Below are 17,768 nucleotides of genomic sequence, written 5' to 3' on the forward strand. Positions count from 1 at the left end.
GACTGAGTCGGTCAGCTTCGCCGCCAGCAACGACGGAACTTCCTATCCACGTAGGCGAGTTGACTGATCTGTCGATCAGGTCGGGGGCCCTCACAGATCCGAGGCGTCAATCCAACAAATCCTCGCCACCGGATCGGGAGCCTTGTCAGCTGCTTCGGCTGCCAGAAGTGCCCAGTCCCGGCATTCGGCCACGGTCCGAGCCCAGGGCAACTGGCGGTCGATGTCCCAGTCGATGCCCGGACCCCGACGCCAGAAGGTCCCGTTGTTCGGCTTGATCTGCCACAAGTGGAAATAGAGCACCGCCTGACCGTGAGCGGCAAGATCCTCGATGACGACAGCAAGGTGAGCCGTCGGCCATGCCGGGTCCAGGTTCCCCAGGGAGGCCCGCAGCGCAGCAGCCCGGGGCGTGGTCCCGAGCTCGCGGGCCCCGAGATCCGTCAGCGCCCAGCGAAGTGCTTCTCCTTCGCTGTCATCGGGGGCCTCCCCTCGCTGCCGGAAGGCTTCATAGGCTCGTTGAAGATCGGGCACGGCACCCTGGATCTCCAGGTCCGCCAAGGCTTCGCCCGCCCATTGCCGAACAGTGGCGTTCTCGCTGTCCAACAGGCCGATCAGCACGTCTCCCGGCCGCGGATCCTTCAGCGCAGTGAAGACCTCGATGGCGCAGAGCTGCCCGAACGCCCCCAGGCGAGGCACTGCCGCGATCAACTCGTCCAGCACCTCTGGCCCCATGCCGATCAGCGCATGCTGGGCGTCTTCTGCCACTTCGCTCGAGTCCGCATCGAGCTCGCCAACCCATTGAGCAATCGTGCCGTCCATGGCCACGGAGTCTGGCCCATGTCATCCACCGCGACCAGTCAACAATCCAGGCACCTCGCGCCCACGACAGGTGCGAGCCCTCGGCTCAGCCGACTGGTGCTCACCGCTCATCGACCCGCCGAGCGATACCTGGCTGACACCGTCAGCCACACGAAGCCGCAGGTGAAGCCGATCGTTAGCAGTGACAGATACAGATAACGGCCTGATCATCATTGAGGCATTCCACAGCCACGCATCGTCGAGGACAACTCCGGTGCCCGCCGCCGGTATGGCAGCAGCGCAGCGGCTCATCGAGGAACACGGCACCTTCATTGACGGCCTGGAGCAGCAGCTCGACGCCCCCTGCACCGAGCCGCATCCGGCCGCAGCCGCGTGATCCTGCACGTCGGCGAGTCATGCATTCTCGAAGTCGCCGAGCGGGCAGGCCACCACCACCCGTCCGTTTACGATCACGGCGTCTCCATTGCAGCAGTCGCCCGCCGCCGCGCTGAAATGCTTGACACGCCGGTGTACGGCGGCGTCTACGCCCACACCGCAGCCTTCGCGCGCACCCGGTGCCGCTGGCTGGAGCGCTCCAACTTCACCGTCGCCTGCGCCGTCGCCGTGATGTACCTCGAAGCCAGCAACATCTCCGTCAGCCCCACCCGTGAATTGCTGTCCGCACTCGCGACGAGCTGAACAGTCCTCGCTGCACCCCCCCCAGATCGCCGCCATCCTGGGCACCGTGGAAAGCTTGAACCCCTGCTAGGCGACGGCTCCCGACCCCACCGCTGACTCAGCACCTGCGTGCCGTGGGCATGGCCAGGGAAATCCAACCGTGTGTTTGGCCGTAATCTCTTCAGCCAAACCATCCTGCGGAGTATGTGGGGCGAGGCTGCTGGAGGTCAGTGAGCCTTCTCGTAGGCCTCTCGGATGGTAGCGGGGACACGGCCGCGGTCGTTCACGTGGAAGTTGTTCTCTCGGGCCCACGCCCGGAGTTCCTCTGCGCTGGGACCGTCGGCGGACGCCTTACGCGGCCGGCTCGCACCCTTTGCTCGGCCGATCTTGCGGCCTTTGCCGATGAACGGGGCGAGCGCTTCGAACAGTCTGTCATAGTTGTCCGACACGAGGTCGATCTCGTAATTTACCCCGTCCAGGGAAAAGGTATGTGTCTGTACCTCTTCGGATTCCATGCCGGTGAGGTCGTCAGTGTAAACAGTCACGATCTTCTGAGCCATAGCGGGATGATACCAACTCTTCCCAAAATATCTACCTTGGCCCTTACAAAGTGGCCTCGAAAGCAAAAGCGGTGCCGCTATCCCGAGCCACCTGACGAGCGCTGGCGGCGTCAGAGCTGAGCGGCACAGTACCCGGACCGGGTTACCATCACCTGAAACGGATTGGTTGGGCACTCGCTGCCGCAGAACGGAGAGTAGCTGCAGGAACCGGCAATAAAGGTCTGAGAAGGCCAGGCCTCTGCTGCGGTATAACCTTACACGCAAAAGGTGCGCGAAATATCCAAATTCGGGCTATTCGCTCAGTGGGTGGACTTGCATCTGATCGCGCGCGACCAACCTTTGTCAGCGGTACCGGACTGCCCTGCTCATAAGTTGCAGCATGCGGGTCCTGGTGTCAGCGCTCTCGATGATGACATAAACGATCCTGCTCGCCGCCGGTCAGTACCCTGGACTGATGCGTGTTACGCAAGGCCAAATGAGGGCAGGGCAGGGCGGGTGAGCGGGGGTTGTCCGCTCAAGACGCGAGGGCGAGGTTGTGCATGTGGGCGACAGCCCCGCGTCAGCCGGGGCCTCATTGCCTCCCTCTAGGCGACCAAGGGGATGCAGGGCCGCCAGCTTCGTGACATGCGCATGCTTCATTCTCAGGCGATCGGTCCGCGCCACTGTCCGATTGACTGATGGTTGACCCGGGTGGGTCGTTCCGAAGCCATGACTCACCGCGCTGTGAGCGCCCCGACGGCCCGCTGTGTTGCTGACCCAGCGACGGGCACATGCTCGAGGTGGCACCACGAGGTCGGACGTCCACGGGATGAAAACAAGGGGCAACGACCTCCGCAGGCGTAGCCTGAACCCGAAGACCCGCCTGCGAACAGGGCACGTCATGATCAGTACGACGCAGGACGAGACCACCGCGGCACGGCTGGTGGAGGCCATCCGCGCGGCGGTCATGGACGCCTCTGCCGCCGCTGGCATCATTTACCTGCCCACCCCCGGCGGGGAGAGCCTGCGGGCCGCCGCGCTCGGCGGGAGTGCGCCTGCGGTGTTCGTGCTCATGGAGTCCATGCCTTCCGACGCACCCTACGCATCGGCTACCTCCTGGCGCACCGGAACGCTCAGCGTGATCGGCGAGCCTCCCAGCGCTGGGGTCACCGACGTCGGCCTGCACCGGCTGACGCTCCCGCACCCCTATTCTGTGGCCGCCACGGCCATCACAGACGCTGCCGGGGCTCGGCTGGGGGCACTGACCGTCGTCCGTGTCCCCACCCGTGACGGGCCGCTCACCCCTGGCCACTACGCCCGCCTTCGGGCGGCCGGGGAGGCACTGGGCCGCGATCTGACCGGAGTCCCTCTGATCCCGCCCCCTCGACCGGTGGTATTCCCGATCTTCGGTGGAAGCCGCGCCATCGATACTGGCTGGGAGATCCCCGCCGTACCAGGGACGGGCGGTGCGTCAATGATGTACCTGATCCACAAGCTCTACCCAGCGCTGTCCGGCGTTCGCACCACCGCCGAAGTGGCTGCCACAGTGCGGGAGCGGATCATGGAGCCCCTCGGGGCAGAGAGCCTGATCCTCACCGTCGTCCACGACGGCCGCCTCTGGGTCGTCGGCCACACGGCCTCACCTCCAGGTGCCGTCCGGAAGATCCACGGCTCCCCCGCGGACAGCGGCAGCCCAGCCGCGCACGTTCTCACGGGTCACCCGCTGTTCACCAACGCCGACGACCTTGCACGCATCTACCCTGACACCCCTCTCGCCGCCCAGCCGTCGTGGGCGATCCTGCCCCTCACCGCGTACAACCGCGCAGTGGGTTCGCTTCTGCTGGGGTGGTCCTCGGCCCGGCCGATCTCCCCGGAAGAGCAGGGACTGTTGGGCATGCTGGGCAGCCTCCTGGGACCCGCGCTGGACAGCGCCCACAGAGCCGAGGCCGAGCACGCGTTGGCGGAGTCCGTCCAAACCCGGCTGTTGCCGGTCCTGCCCGACCTGCCCGACGTGGTCACCACTGGTCGCTACCTCCCCGCACCAGCCTCCGACGGCGCTGACATCACGGCTGGAGCCGGCGTGGGAGGCGACTGGTACGACGTACTCCCATTGCCCGGTGGCCGCATCGCCCTGGTGGCGGGCGATGTCGAAGGACATGGGCTACCGGCCGCAGCGGTGATGGGCCAACTGCGCAGTGCGGTTCGCGCCTATGCCGCAGAGGGGCACGGGCCGGCGGCAGTGCTTACTCGCGCCAGCGCCGCGCTGGCGGACGAGACCACACTGCTGGCGACCTGCGTGATATGCCGTCTGGACCCCGCGGACGGCACACTGGAGACCGCACTTGCTGGCCACCCACCCCCCTTGGTCCGCTTCCCCGACAGCCACGTTCAGCCGGTGCCGGCTGTCCCCGGGCTACCGCTGGGCATGCTTGCCGTCGACCACGGCTATCAGACGTACGAGAGTGTCATCCCGCCCGGCACGCTGGTGGCCCTCTACACCGACGGGCTCTGCCCGCCACTGCACGTCGACCCAGTCGCCGCCGCCTGCGACATCCTTGCCGGGATCGGCGACCTCAACAACCTGGAAGGCGCTGCGGACCGCTTCGTCGCGGCGGCTGGCCCAGAGCGGCACGATGACGGCGCCCTGCTCCTGGCCCGCTACGACGCCGCGCAAGGAACCCCGAACCGCCGTACCGCCCGCACAGCCGTCCACCGGCACGATCTGCGAGGGGTGAGCATGGTGCGCCGGACGATCGAGGACACACTCGCCGCATGGCAGATGTCCGACCTGGTTGACGAGGCCATGCTGCTCGCTTCGGAACTCGTCACCAACGCCTTGCTGCACGCCGATAGCGCCGTGGACGTGCGGCTGCGTGAGTACCCCAACCGTATTCGCGTCGAGGTCCGGGACACCGCCGCTGCCCCACCGATCCCGTCAGCGTTGGCCTTGACTGACTCGGCGCTGGCCGAGGCGGAGAGCGGCCGCGGGCTGATCATCGTTGAGTCGATGGCCTCCGCATGGGGTAACTCGCCCAGTGGCCGTGGCAAAACGGTGTGGTTCGAACTCGACCGCATAGAGCGGGAGTGATCGACTGCGTGCCCATCCACGTTGTGGCAACCGAAGCTGCTCAGCGCAGGACGGCCGCCAGCACGTCGGTGCCCAGGGCCGTCAGATCGGGCAGGTTGAGGGTGTGGCGGATGTAACGGCCGTGCCGCCGGGCCGTGATCAGGCCCGCGCGGCGCAGGACGGCGAGGTGGCGGGAGACCTCCGGGGGCGACAACTCCCAGGTGTGCGCCAGCTCGCCGGTGGTGTGGGGGCCGCGGGCCAGGGTGCGCAGCAGTCGCAGCCGTACCGGGTGTGCGAGCGCCTCCAGCCGTAGCGTGACCGTCTCCAGCGACACCGGCTGCTCCGCCGGACTCGGCTCGGCCACGGGGTACTGCACCACCGGCTGCCAGCCCGGCGCGTGGACCGCCACCAGGTGCGGGCGGCCGAAGACACTGGGGATGAAGGTGACCCCGGTGCCGTGGGCGGAGGTCGCCTTGTCCTGCAGTTTGTCGACGACTATGCACTCGCCGTCCGGTGACAGGGTGACCGCGCTCGAGACCGACGCGAGTGCCGCCCCGACGCCCTGGTGCTTCAGCAGGTCGTGCTTCAGGCGCAGGTCGCCGGCGAGCTGCACGGCGACGCCCGCCCAGGCGGCGTCGAAGAAGGCCTCGGCGCACTGTTCCAGGGTGCCGCGCACTCGTGCCCGCACACCGGCCGGGTCCGCGAGCAGCCGCTGCGCGAAGGCCTCCTGCCGCGGGCCGCGCGCCTGGGCCAGATCCAGGGCCCGCTCTCGCGCGGTGGCGTCGGTCAGCGGGGACGGCGCCGCGAAGCGGGCCCGGTTGCCGCCGCACGTGGTGACCAGCGCGGCCGTCACATACGTCTCGTCGTCGATCCGGTCCACGTCGTCCAACTCCTCGGCGAGGGTCGGCCGGGGCCGGGCGGGAAGCAGGAAGTCGGCCTGTGAGGAACGCCAGAGGAACTCCGCCTCCCGGAGCCGCTCGGCCGGCTCGGGCCGCAGTCCGGCCCGGACGTCCCCGGCCCAGTCGGCGTGCTGCGGATGATGCCCGGGTTCGGCCAGCACGTGCAGCATCGCGGTCAGCTCGGCCAGCGGGGAGGCGGCGAACCGCAGCCGCTCGGGCGGCAGGCCGCTGATGTCGATCCTCAACGTCACCGCCTCATCATCACGGACCGGTCAGCACCACCGACAGTCATAGCCGCACGCGGTTTCTTGGTGTCCTCGCCCGATCACTGATTGACGTCTTGCTGGACTAGCCGTGCTTGAACTGTCCGACTACTGAGATCTGGAAGGGACACTCCTAGACCCGCGCGACTACCGTCACTTCGCTCTGGCCCGCCCTTGGTAACGGGGGACCTCGCTGCAGCTTGACGTGCTCGCTGTGGGTACGAGCAGCCGCGCGGCCCAGGCACTGGGAGGCTCTCTGGTCAGACGGCCGAGGCGTCCTGCTCAGAAGATGCCATGCTTGGTTGCTTCAAGCGTGCGTCGGACGTGGTCTTGAGCAGGCTCGCCCCAATGATCAAAGCGGTCAGTGTGAATCCGGCGGCTGCCAGGAAGGCCACATGGTAGCCGCCGACCAGAGATTCCGCTTCGGTCTTCCCTACAGCACTGAGGCTGTTTGTACGCGCGCTGACGAGGGCGCTGAGCACGGTCAGGCCAATGGCGCCCCCGATTTGCTGAGTGGTGTTGAACAGTCCCGAGGCGATGCCGGACTCGGCCGGCGTAACGGCGGACATACCGAGGCCCATGATGGCTGGCGCGGCCAGGCCGAAGCCCAGCCCCATGACAAGGCTGGCCGGGAGGAAGTCCACCAGGTAGACGCCATTGACCCGGGCGAACGACAGCATGATGAACGCCCCGACGATGAGGGCGAGCCCCAGTAGGAGCATTGCGCGCTGGCCGAACTTGGTGATGAGCCGGGTTGAAAAACCAAGGGCCACCACCGCGATCACCATGGCGATGGGGACGAACCCGGTACCGGCCTGCAGCGAGCTGTATCTCAGCACGCGCTGCAGGTAGAGCGTGCCGAAGAACAACAGGCCGAACATGCCGGCAATCAACAGGAACTGGACGATGTTGGCCGCCGCCAGGCTCCGCGAGCGGAAGAGACTCAGCGGCAGCAGCGGTTTGGCGGCTTTGGCCTGGCGGACGACAAACCCGATCAGCAACAAGAGGGACAAGGGGCTCAGCAACAGAGTCTGCGGTGCCGTCCAGCCGACTCGCTCTGCTTCCACGATGGTGTACACCAGGAGCATCATTCCGCTGGTGACCAGCAAGGCCCCCAGGAAGTCGGTGCCTCTGCCCATCCCCTCGCCACGGTCACTGGGGAGCGCTCGCATGCCGACCAGAACAAGCATGGCGCCGATCGGCGCGTTGATGAAGAAGATCCAGTGCCAACTGAGCAGATCGGTAAGGACACCGCCGAGCAGTGGCCCGACCGCTCCGCCGCCCGCGGAGGCAAAGCTGTAGGCGGCGATGGCCTGGGCTTGCTTGCCACGATCGGAGAACACGGTCGCGACCATGCCGAGGATGCAGGCGGAGGCAACCGCTCCACCGATCCCCTGCAGGAAACGGGACAAAATCAGATAGGTCTCGCTGGACGCGGCACCGCACAGCACGGAAGAAGCGCTGAAGAGCACGATTCCCGTGAGGAACACGGCCTTCCGCCCGATCAGGTCTCCGAGCCGTCCGGCCAGCAGCAGGAGCCCGCCAAACGGGATGACATAGGCATTGACCACCCAGACGAGGTTCTGGGAGGAGAGTCCGAGACCACGCTGCACGGCGGGCAGCGCCACGTTCACAATGTTCTGGTCCAGGACGATCATCATCTGGCCAATACAAAGCAGGACAACAATCAGCCACGGCGATGCACTCGCCCTTGTAGCAGGCAAAGGCATGTTGGAACCTTCCTTCCTTTGGGGCACTACTTGTTACAGCCGCTATCTTCTGTAACCATGGAGCGCCCGGGAAGAAGGCACTTTTATGTCACGCAGTCACACACGTGTGTCCGAGAAGGTCACCGGCCAGGCGTGTCCGCTTGTCGAGGTAATCGATCATGTGGCGGGCAAGTGGAGCATCAGCATCCTGGTGGCCGCCGCACATGGTCCGATCAGGTTCACTGAGCTGGAACGCTCCATCGAAGGCATTAGCCGACGCATGCTCACCCTGAACCTGCGCAGGCTCGAACGCGACGGTCTACTGACAAGAACTGTTCATCCCACCGTGCCGCCGAAGGTCGAGTACAGCCTCACGGCCATGGCGCGAGAGCTCTACTCCTACCTGACCGGCTTCGTGGAGTGGGCGGAGCGCCATCGTGGCGCGATCACTCAGGCCCGAGTCGCCTACGACGCGAGGGCAGTGGCGGCGCCGCAGGCGAGTCAGCCCCATTCGCAGCCGGAGTGCTGAGGGGCGCGGCTGCCTGCATCCATCTGGAGCAAGGGTGCCGTCATGGAGAAGCCGCTCAGTGTCCCATTGCCGACTATTTGTCGGCTTTGCTCGCAGATGGGATTGCTGTCTTCGAACACCGCCTGTCTGAGCGACGCGGTCTACTGCTGGGACGAAGGGAAGGCCGCACATCATCGGCGGGGCTGCCCTGACGACCGGTTCAGCAACTTCGCGGCGGGTCTGGAGGCGCTCAGATGTGAGTGGTACGAACAGGCAGCTGCCTGCCCTGAGAACTTGCCGAGCATTCTGGAGTGCGTATCGCCGCGGCCGCAGCGGACAGGTCTGCGCGAGCGGCGGTCCCAGCTGCCGCATAGTGGGGTTCGTTCGGTAGTAGACCGCTACCAGCAGCACCCGCTCGGCCAGGGGCGCCGACCACGGCCGGCCCCGCAGAGTGCCGCTGCCGCCCCGCTCACGCCCCCCGACTCACCCGTCCGTCAGTGGACGGAATACCCAGGCAACGTCGCATGACGAGCCACCGACTGCCGCTGTCGGGCCAGTGGCGTCGGCGGGTTTCGATCTGCCCATTCGCCCGCCGAACCACCGCGTGCCCGGGCCTGCAACAAGGCCAGCATCGGCACGTCATCCCCGGTTGCCTCCGCCACCGCCGCAGTCACCGGAGCGTGACGCTCGGCCGGCTGCGGAAAGTAAGCGGCGAACCGCAAATCCATCCTTGCCATGTCGTCCCTCTCGGCCGCCCGGCGCTGTCCCGGCACACCACCAGATTGCGGCGGCCGTATCGCCGATTGCCTGGCCAACGATGCGAGCCATGCCACTAGTAGTGCTTCGTTAGGTCTTTTCGGCGTACGGGGTCGGCCGCACCGGCTGGGCCCGGACAGCCCTCGGCTGCTGCTGCCGGTGCCGCTGGTGGCCGCGTCCGCCGGCGCTGGGGCCCGCAGGACCACCCGGCAGATGCCACGGGAGGCGAGGAGCAGAGCGCGCCAGGCGCAGCCGCTGACCAGGACGTAGACGATGGCCGCGAACAGCGTCTCATCAGGCGTGTCCTGCGTTCCGCCACCCTGTGGCCGCACTCTCGACGGAGGGATCAGCGGCTTCGCGATCTCCCATAGTCCGTCCGGAACAATCCAACTCCAGTACCCCGCCCCATGTACGGCTCAGCGTCCGCCTCACCACGTAGGACACGGTCTAAGTGGTACGCGCGTTCTTGATGTAATCGATCGTTTCGCTCAGGCTCACCACGTCCGCATACTTCATGTGCATGTCGAACAGGCTGACCTTGTGCGAGATCTGGCAGCGGTCGGCGCAGCACTCGTAGGGGACGACAACATTCAAGTTGTACTGGAAGGCATCAAGCACTGTGGCCCTTACGCAGCCACTGGTCGTCATGCCGGTGACGATGACGGTGTCGCACCCGGCATACGTCAGGTAGGAAGCAAGCGGTGTACCGAAGAAGCCGCTCGGTCTCGCACCCTTGTCGATGACGATCTCGTGGGGCAGCGGGGTGAGCTTCTCAGCGATCACATCGCCCGGCGGTGTCCCCTCGGGCAGTGGGGGAGCCTTGCTGTTGACCTTCCATCGTCCGCGCTCAGCAGGATGCACTTCGGCATCGGGCTCGGGATATCCCCTGGTGAAGAAGATCGGCAGCTCCGCCTTCCTGGCGGCGCTCAGCAGGTCGGCGTTCGCATCCACGGCCGGGCCGCCCGTCGGGCTCCAGCCCGTCGGATACGTCGAGTCGACGAACGCCCGGGTCATGTCGACGACCACGACGGCGGGGCGGACACCGGCAGTGACCGGGCGGACCTGACTGTCGAAACCCCGCCCGAAGCTTGCAAGATCGTCCTCGGGAATGACTCCGGTCCACGGCTTATTCGCTGAACTCACTCTTCCTCCTGGTCGCTGCCGACGGCCGCCGACGTGCCGGTCAGGGGCAGACGCAAAACGACTCAATCATGAGCCTTCTGCAGATGTCGAACATTGGTCACAGTTCTACCCTGGCGGCCCCCGTCGGGCTACTCCGTCAGACTTGCATATGTCCAACAGTTTATCTAGCGGTGCGATGCGACGATGTGGCGGTGCGCCTCGCCCGTCATGCGGGTTTTCTGGGCCTCCCTCAGGGGGCTGGCACGGGACTGTGACGCCCGTCCGTCACTGGTCAGGCCGGTATCAGGGGCATGTGGCACCCTCGCTGACAGTCCGGCGGTGTCGCGCGCGCCGTTGACAGGCAATGGCTATGGTAAGTAATGTCCGACATTAATGCCGCGAGGTGGCCATCACCATCGTCCCGTTCCAGGCACGCGGCATGCGGAGCCGTCATCAACAACCGGTGCTGGCATGAGCGCGCTCATTTTCCGGAGCCGGACAACCTCTGATGACGCAAATCGAGTAGAACGACGGCCCCGCACACCCTTCTGGAAGCGTGAACCGGCTCACGGATGGTTCCTCCCTAGCCAGGGGGCGGGCCAGGCTAAGGAGAGAACATGGATCTGGGACTCAGTCGCCGTACGTACCTGGTCACTGGAGGCACACGAGGGATCGGTCTGGCAACTGCCCGCCTGCTCCTCGAAGAGGGCGCATCGGTCATGATCGCGGCACGGACCGCCGAATCGATCGACAAGGCGAAAGCGGACCTCGGAGCACACCCGCAGGTCGACTTCGTCCAGGCCGATCTGCGGCATCCCGACGGAGGCAGCGTCGCTGTGACGGCCACGGTGGACCGATTCGGTGCCCTCGATGGCGTTGTCAACAACGCTGCCGCTTTCTCCATCGACCGCGGTCACCCGGATCGAGCCGCCTGGACCGGGCTGTTCGAGCTCAAGCTCCTCGGCTATGAGTCCGTTGTGCAGGCAGCCATCGGGCACATGCGTGACGGAGGGAGCTTCGTCAACGTTTCGGGCATCGCCTCTATGCGTTACCACCCTCGGTCGCCCCACGTGAGTGCCATGAATGCCGCCGTTCAGGCACTTTCCATGCACTATGCGGCCCAGCTCTCGGCACAGGGGATCAGGGTGAATACCGTGGTTCCGGGCGTGACGGCGACCGATCGCTACCAACGTCGTATCGCGCATCTCAGCCAGCAGAACGGCCTTGACCTCGCAGAGGCGAGGAAGGCTCTGGACAGCACGGTCCCACTGGGACGGCCGGCTGACCCTGCCGAGCTTGCCGCGACGATCGTCTTTCTGCTCTCCGACCGGTCGGCGAGCACCACCGGTGCCACGGTGGTTGTTGACGGCGGCACCGTGATCTACCCGGACGCGGCCTACGTCGGATCCAGTAACTGAGGAAAGCCGCGCGTCAGTTCACGCCCAGCTCCACGTCGCTTCGGCTGCCCTTCTGAGCCGGCGCCGAAGCGACGTGGCCACCCCGAACCGCCCGGGGCCGCGAGGTGTGTGAGGTGACCGAACTGTCGGGACGAGTCCATCAGAGAGACGTCATTCGCCATTCGCCGCCCAGGTGGTGCCTCCGGTCGATCGGCAAGCCACAGCGTCGGCGGTGCGACGATCGCGAACGGCGTACTGGTGCAAGCCACACTGCAGCCCAGCCGCGCGAAGGCTCGGTGGCGCAGGGGTGGACCGCATCCACGGCGATGTCGTGAGCGGGGTCCAGACCAGCACGCCCGCACATCGAGAAGCGGAGGCAGTACGTTGAATTCGCGCAGATTCTCGGTTCAAGACGAACCGGAAAAGATGGCGTGCTGCCCGCATCCTTGTCTGGACGGCACCGATGTCCACATACTGGAACTCATGCATGCCGGTCTGCCGGATTCTGCGATTGGTAGAAGACTGAACCTCGGATTGCGGACGGTCCAGCGTCGCGTCCGAGGGATGATGGAACGTACCGAAAGCCCGAGTCGATTTGTTTTCGGAACTACCATCTGCCGTATCGGCGCGCTGTGTGAGGCATGCATGCACCAGTCGCGAGCCGGTCGACGCAGTGAGCTTTCCCAACGTGCTTGCACGGCACGGCGGTGGCCGCAAAGTGAACTCCCTGCCGGGCGCTCGGCGCCCAACGACGTCGCCTGAGCGCAATACGTTTCCGGCCTCGGTCGGCAGCTTCTTCCGCCACGCTGCGCTGGCGCGGCGGTCAGCCACGCTGCTGATAACACCTGCGTTTCGGACGGCCTGTACCCCTCGAAGCGAGTCCGGTCGCAGGTGCAGTCCTGAGGGTCGATCACTCGACGCGGCTTGAGGTGAACTAGCCCCCGCCGGCCTGTGGCCGGAGCAAGGCCTGAGCCCAACCTCTCAACCTCGGCCCCGAGGCGTGGTGTTCAACGTGCCGTGCCCCATAGACCGAGCAGCCGATCGGCACTGCCGCCGTGGGGCAGTGCCGCAGCCGCGTCATAGAGGTGGCCGCCGGTGTCGCCAAGGAGCGTGGTGCAGTGACCGCGGAAATCGTCCGGGCCCCACCCGCTTGTGTCGCCATCGCCGGTGAGAGAGAACGCACGGTTGTCGGACAGCTCGATGTCGACTCGCGCGCTCAACTCGGGTAGGGCCGGGGCACCGAGGACCTCTATGAGTCCCTCCGCTTCCCAGTCGGCAGCCACGCCGGGATGGAAGGCCTGCAGCGCCGCCTTCGTAATCCCTTCGACGCTGGCGATCGAGTCATGCGAAGCATCACGCTGATTGCCGTACCTCGCGGCAAACGGCGCAACCTGCACCGAGATATGACGCAGTGTTCCTTCGACGGGCTGCTGCCTCTGCAGTGCGTCGAAGATCGACTGGCCGTACATAGCGACCGGGAACCGCTTGAATGTGACTCGGTGGATGGCGGCCTGCTGCTTCGGCGAGCGCGGTTCCAGTCCACCCACACCGCCGAACAGCGAGTACAGACCGTGCGGGCCCGCGAGAGTGCCCGCCCCGCCGCGAAGGCCGGACGAGGCGGCGACCGCCGCGGAGACACCGGCCTGCACCGCGAGTGCGGGCTGCAGACTCCAGCTGTCTCCCTCGGTGGAGACGACCCCGAGCGGGCCGCCGGTGGCCGCGGCAGCCAGTCCCAAGGCGGCGTACGCGTCTTCCGCCGGCAGGCCGAGCATGAGTGCCATGGTGGCGGCTGCGGCCAGCGGTGCGATCACTGAGGTGACCCGCCAGCCGCGCTGCGAGACATCGGGCAGTAGTCGCTCGGCGAGTCGGCAGGCGCATTCGTACCCGCCGACCACAGCGCGCAGGAGCTCTTCACCGTCTGCGGGCCGCGCATGGTGCTGAGCGGTTCGCTCCAGGGCAGCGAGCGCCACAGGAACCACGGCGAGCCCGGGGTGTGCGGCCACGCGAAAGGAATCGTCGGTGAGACGCGCGTGCATCAGATAGGAGTTGGCGAGTACTGCGCCACTGATGTCGGCTCGCTCGGCCAAGCCGCTGACAGTGCAAGCACCCGGCACGCCTGCCAATGCTTCCGCGGCTGCTCGGTGGCGGCCGGTCCGTGCTGACACCACCATGTCGGCGACCGCCACGGCCAGACACCCTGCAGCACGGTCGAGCGTTGCGGAGTCGGCGGCTGTCGCGGCGCCGTGTGCATGCCGCCACAGCGTCGGGCGCGGATCCGGGAGCAGGGTGTCGTCACTCATGACTACCGCCGCACTCATCGTCCTCGTCGCCCTCAGCGCTCAGCCCGGCCATGCGCTGGTACATGGTGGTGATCCGCGTGCAGTCCTGCGTGCCGTATCCCTGGTCGACGGCGAGCTCCCAGCATTCGACCACCGCCTTGGCCAGGGGCGCGGTGAGCCCCAGAGAGTCGGCGACGTCCGTGAACAGGGAGACATCCTTCAGTGCGCCCGCGACGGGGAAGCCGAAGTCGAACGCGCCGGTCAGTACATGATTCGGGATCTTCACAGCAGTGGCCGAATTGCGGCCCGAGCTTGCGTTCAGCGCGTCGATCGCGACATCGAGGGGGATACCCGCCTTGCTGGTCAAGGCCGTGGCCTCGGCGGTGGCGGCAAGCGCGCCCAGCGAAAGGACGTTGTTTGCCACCTTCATGACCTGAGCCTGGCCTGGCTCTGTTCCCACATGGACGATGTGTCGGCCGATGGCCTCGAACACAGGGGCACACTGCTCGACGGCCTCCTGAGCTCCCGACACCATGATGGTGAGCGCCCCTTGCCGCGCCCCCGCCTTACCGCCGCTGACGGGGGCGTCGATGAACGCGAATCCCGCCGTGGTGAGCTCGGCATCCGCCGCACGAGTGGCGGACAGGCCACTGGTGGACGTGTTGATCACGGTGATGGGGTGCTCGACCGGCCCGGACGCCGACAGTTGCTTGCTGACTTCGAGCAGTGCCGTCGGTGTGGGGAGACTCAGGAGGACGATCTCAGCGTTCCGGACAAGCGTGTCCACGGTGTCGTGCACGATGATCCCGGCCCGACCCTGGAAGGGCTGAGTCGCCTCCGGACTGGGATCGACGAGATGGGCTCGCCATCCTCGTTCGACGCAGCGCCAGACCATTTCGGCTGCCATTGTGCCCACGCCGATGAACGCCAGTTCCCGCATTGTTGATCACATCCTGCTCAGGAGAAGTGAAGGGGGTGTTCCGGCACAGCAGGGGGAGGTCCATGCTCCGCGCGGGCGGGCACGGAGTTGCGGCCAGCCGAGGTGGGTCGAGAAGTCAGCCCGCGGGCGGTCATCACACCACTCTCGATCACGCCTTCCCGCCCGGAGGCGACCGACGGCCGCGGCCGTGCGCCACGACGCGGGACACATACGCGAAGGCTCGGGACGATCGGACCAAGGCAGGCGCGGCATGGACGTCCTAGCGTTCGAGGACCAGGGCGAGGCCCTGACCGACGCCGATGCAGAGGGTGGCGATTCCGGTGCCGCTGCCGCGGCGCGCCAATTGGTGGGCGACCGTACCGGCGAGCCGGGCCCCGGACGCGCCCAGTGGGTGGCCGAGGGCGATCGCGCCGCCCTGGGGGTTGAGCACGGCCGGGTCCAGCTCCGGCCACTCGGCGACGCAGCCCAGCACCTGGGCGGCGAAGGCCTCGTTCAGCTCGAGCACCGACAGGTCGCCGAAGCGGCGGCCTGCCTTGGCCAGAGCCCGGTTGACGGCCTCGACCGGTGCCAGACCGAAGTAGTGGGGCTCGATAGCGCTCACCCCCGTGGCGGCGATCCGCGCCAGTGGTTCGCGGCCGGTGGCTCGCAGGCCGATGTCGTCGACGAGGAGAAGGGCTGCGGCACCGTCGTTGAGAGGGGAGGAGTTGCCTGCCGTGACGGTGCCGCCGTCCGCGCGAAAGGAGGGCTTCAGCTTTGCCATGGCCTGGAGAGACGCGGTGGGCCGGATCGACTCGTCGTACTCGACGACGACCGGCTCACCCCGACGCTGGGGGATGGTGACGGGCACTATCTCCGTGTTGAGGATGCCCGAGGCCTGCGCGGCCGAGGCCTTGACATGGCTGGCCAGCGCAAACTGGTCCTGCTGGTCGCGGGTGATCCCATGCTTGTCAGCGATGAGTTCCGCAGACTCGCCGAGCGGGACGGTCCACTGGGGATCCATGGCTGGATTGACCATGCGCCAGCCCAGTGTGGTCGAGTACAGCTCGGCGTGGGCGGCGGGGAAGGGGTTGGTGCTCTTGGGTAGAACGTAAGGGGCGCGCGTCATCGACTCGACTCCGCCGACGACTACGACCGATGCGTCGCCCAGTGCGATGGCGCGAGCACCTTGAATCACGGCCTCGAGGCCGGAGGCGCACAGCCGGTTCACGGTCACTCCCGGCACCGACACGGGCAGGCCGGCGAGCAGACCCGCCATGCGGGCCACGTTCCTGTTCTCCTCGCCCGCACCGTTGGCGTTGCCGAAGTACACGTCATCGACCCGAACGGGATCCAGTTCTGGTACGCAGGCGAGGAGTTCTCGGATGGTGTGCGCGGCGAGATCATCGGGGCGCACGGCCGCGAACGCCCCGTTGTAGCGGCCGATCGGAGTCCGGACGGCATCCACAACGTAGACATTTCGCAGGCTCATGCCTGGGCCTCCTCGGTGACGACCCGCAAATCGGGGCGGTGTGGGGTTTCGACGGCCGTCTTCGCTTCGCACGGCATGCGGTGCTGCCTGCTGAAGCCCGTCTGGCGCTATGCGGCGCCGACACAGGGCGGGTCGGCGCCCAGTGTGGTCTCACGGTGACCTCTCGTGGGCGTGAGCCCTACAGGTAGACAGGGCGACTATTATCCAACATTTAGACCCTGTCAACCAAGTCCTACATATCACGGCGACCGGCGGGCGTGCTGCTCGAGAGTGCGTCTCCGTGATTCGCGGCGTGGGCGCTCGCGCCGTGCTGGTGTACGGGCGCTTCGTCATGCGGCCCCCTTCTTCGGTAGTGGCAGGTGCGGCCCAGACACACAGGGCGCGGGGATGCCATGATTCAGGGCGCCTCTCGGTCTCGTTGAGTACCACTTGGCAGAACCAGCCTATGATGGTGATATGTCGGTCAGTGAGTCACCGTGTTACTATCCGACAATGAGCTGTTGGAGATGATCCAACCTCGTCGGAAACGGGTGGAACTGAATCGTGGCTGATCGGCAGGACGCCAAGACGCGAGTGATCGGACAGAAGGTCCTCAGGCCGAGAGAACAGGTCGAAGAGCAGATCCGGCTGACGATCCTCTCGGGTGAGCTCAAGAGTGGCGAGATGCTTCCACCTGAGTCCGAGCTGGCCAGGCAATTCAACGTCAGCAGGACGACTTTGCGAGAGGCGCTGCGTTCGTTGACGACGCAGGGCCTGCTCTACAAGGTCCCGGGGTCACGCGGAGGCAACTTCGTTCAGTCAGTGGACCACCACTCCCTGGGCACTGTGGTCATCGACTCCGTGCACAACCTTCTCGCGCTCGGCAGTATCAACTTCAGCGAGGTTGCCGAGGTGCGGCAGTACCTCGAGATCCCTGCTGTCCGTCTCGCGGCGGTGCACCGTAGTGAGGACGACCTCGCGCAGCTCCGAGACATCGTGCAGCAGCAGAAGACGGCCTCGGTGGAGGATCCCCTCGTTCCCAAGCTCGATGAGCAGTTCCACTCGCTCATCGCCCAGGCATCAGGGAACCGGGTGCTCGCCTCGTTTGTCGCCGCCCTCCACCATGAGACCGAGCCCGTGCATTATCTGGACCTCTCTCCTGAAGTCGGCCGCACGACGGTGCGTCAGCACCAGGCCATTGTGGACGCGATCGCAGCCCAAGACCCGGATGCCGGGGAAGAGGCGATCGTGGACCATCTGACCTACCTGCGAAAGCATCTCGCGGTCCACGTGAACAACAGTTGAGCCTCAGCGCGGGCTTCGTGACCCGCTGAACGGCGCGGCCGCTGGGTCGCGGGTGCCTTCGAGA

At 66.4% G+C, this 17,768-nt stretch carries 14 protein-coding genes and 2 pseudogenes; 6 read left to right on the forward strand and 10 right to left on the reverse strand.

Translation table 11 applies throughout. The features are described from left to right. Positions 1-90: 90 nt before the first annotated feature. On the reverse strand, positions 91-816 hold the full coding sequence (locus ACZ7L5_RS42860; RefSeq protein ID WP_471524269.1) for a HEAT repeat domain-containing protein: 726 nt from the start codon (positions 814-816) through the stop codon (positions 91-93). Positions 817-1,069: 253 nt separating this feature from the next. Here ACZ7L5_RS42860 and ACZ7L5_RS42865 point away from each other — a divergent pair, with 253 nt between their 5' ends. After that, complete coding sequence (locus tag ACZ7L5_RS42865; RefSeq protein ID WP_471524271.1) at positions 1,070-1,192, forward strand: hypothetical protein; 123 nt, start codon at positions 1,070-1,072, stop codon at positions 1,190-1,192. Beyond that, positions 1,189-1,494: a fic family toxin-antitoxin system, toxin component gene (locus ACZ7L5_RS42870; RefSeq protein WP_471524273.1), complete on the forward strand. Its 306-nt coding sequence runs from the start codon at positions 1,189-1,191 to the stop codon at positions 1,492-1,494. Before ACZ7L5_RS42865 ends, ACZ7L5_RS42870 begins: the two co-directional genes overlap by 4 nt. Positions 1,495-1,700: 206 nt before the next feature. Here the strand turns inward: ACZ7L5_RS42870 and ACZ7L5_RS42875 are convergent, their stop codons facing one another. Continuing rightward, complete coding sequence (locus ACZ7L5_RS42875; RefSeq protein WP_471524275.1) at positions 1,701-2,033, reverse strand: histone-like nucleoid-structuring protein Lsr2; 333 nt, start codon at positions 2,031-2,033, stop codon at positions 1,701-1,703. Positions 2,034-2,913: 880 nt separating this feature from the next. Between ACZ7L5_RS42875 and ACZ7L5_RS42880 the strand changes: the two genes are divergently transcribed. Further along, a complete protein-coding gene (locus tag ACZ7L5_RS42880; RefSeq protein ID WP_471524277.1) occupies positions 2,914-5,100 on the forward strand; it encodes an ATP-binding SpoIIE family protein phosphatase in 2,187 nt (728 codons plus the stop codon). 40 nt (positions 5,101-5,140) lie between these two features. On the opposite strand, the gene ACZ7L5_RS42885 is transcribed toward ACZ7L5_RS42880, so the two are convergent. Together ACZ7L5_RS42885 and ACZ7L5_RS42890 are read right to left on the reverse strand one after the other, a co-directional pair. Further along, positions 5,141-6,229 carry a DUF5937 family protein gene (locus ACZ7L5_RS42885; RefSeq protein WP_471524279.1) on the reverse strand — a complete coding sequence of 363 codons (1,089 nt, stop codon included), beginning with the start codon at positions 6,227-6,229 and terminating at the stop codon, positions 5,141-5,143. A gap of 272 nt (positions 6,230-6,501) precedes the next feature. After that, a complete protein-coding gene (locus ACZ7L5_RS42890; RefSeq protein WP_471524281.1) occupies positions 6,502-7,902 on the reverse strand; it encodes a DHA2 family efflux MFS transporter permease subunit in 1,401 nt (466 codons plus the stop codon). Between the two features lie 154 nt (positions 7,903-8,056). On the opposite strand from ACZ7L5_RS42890, the gene ACZ7L5_RS42895 reads away from it, so the two are divergent. Continuing rightward, a complete protein-coding gene (locus ACZ7L5_RS42895; protein WP_471524283.1) occupies positions 8,057-8,479 on the forward strand; it encodes a winged helix-turn-helix transcriptional regulator in 423 nt (140 codons plus the stop codon). Between the two features lie 333 nt (positions 8,480-8,812). Here the strand turns inward: ACZ7L5_RS42895 and ACZ7L5_RS42900 are convergent. From ACZ7L5_RS42900 to ACZ7L5_RS42910, 3 genes and pseudogenes are all read right to left on the reverse strand, one after another. Continuing rightward, positions 8,813-8,932: pseudogene (locus ACZ7L5_RS42900) on the reverse strand (helix-turn-helix domain-containing protein); the annotation flags it as partial. 515 nt (positions 8,933-9,447) lie between these two features. After that, positions 9,448-9,600 (reverse strand): annotated as a pseudogene (locus tag ACZ7L5_RS42905) (transposase); the annotation flags it as partial. A gap of 61 nt (positions 9,601-9,661) precedes the next feature. Continuing rightward, positions 9,662-10,240, reverse strand: a complete 579-nt coding sequence (locus tag ACZ7L5_RS42910) for a cysteine hydrolase family protein (RefSeq protein ID WP_471524285.1) — start codon at positions 10,238-10,240, stop codon at positions 9,662-9,664. A gap of 713 nt (positions 10,241-10,953) precedes the next feature. On the opposite strand from ACZ7L5_RS42910, the gene ACZ7L5_RS42915 reads away from it, so the two are divergent. Next, positions 10,954-11,754, forward strand: coding sequence for an SDR family NAD(P)-dependent oxidoreductase (locus ACZ7L5_RS42915; protein ID WP_471524287.1), 801 nt, complete (start codon positions 10,954-10,956; stop codon positions 11,752-11,754). Between the two features lie 986 nt (positions 11,755-12,740). On the opposite strand, the gene ACZ7L5_RS42920 is transcribed toward ACZ7L5_RS42915, so the two are convergent. The 3 genes from ACZ7L5_RS42920 to ACZ7L5_RS42930 all read right to left on the reverse strand — a co-directional run bounded on the left by ACZ7L5_RS42920 (position 12,741) and on the right by ACZ7L5_RS42930 (position 16,414). Beyond that, positions 12,741-14,033, reverse strand: coding sequence for an MmgE/PrpD family protein (locus ACZ7L5_RS42920; protein ID WP_471524289.1), 1,293 nt, complete (start codon positions 14,031-14,033; stop codon positions 12,741-12,743). Continuing rightward, on the reverse strand, positions 14,026-14,952 hold the full coding sequence (locus tag ACZ7L5_RS42925) for an NAD(P)-dependent oxidoreductase (protein WP_471524291.1): 927 nt from the start codon (positions 14,950-14,952) through the stop codon (positions 14,026-14,028). Before ACZ7L5_RS42925 ends, ACZ7L5_RS42920 begins: the two co-directional genes overlap by 8 nt. Positions 14,953-15,211: 259 nt before the next feature. Continuing rightward, a complete protein-coding gene (locus tag ACZ7L5_RS42930) occupies positions 15,212-16,414 on the reverse strand; it encodes a thiolase family protein (protein ID WP_471524361.1) in 1,203 nt (400 codons plus the stop codon). Between the two features lie 549 nt (positions 16,415-16,963). Between ACZ7L5_RS42930 and ACZ7L5_RS42935 the strand changes: the two genes are divergently transcribed. Then, on the forward strand, positions 16,964-17,704 hold the full coding sequence (locus ACZ7L5_RS42935) for a FadR/GntR family transcriptional regulator (protein ID WP_471524293.1): 741 nt from the start codon (positions 16,964-16,966) through the stop codon (positions 17,702-17,704). Positions 17,705-17,768: the final 64 nt, after the last annotated feature.

This window comes from Streptomyces sp. NPDC107528 (genome assembly GCF_055639295.1).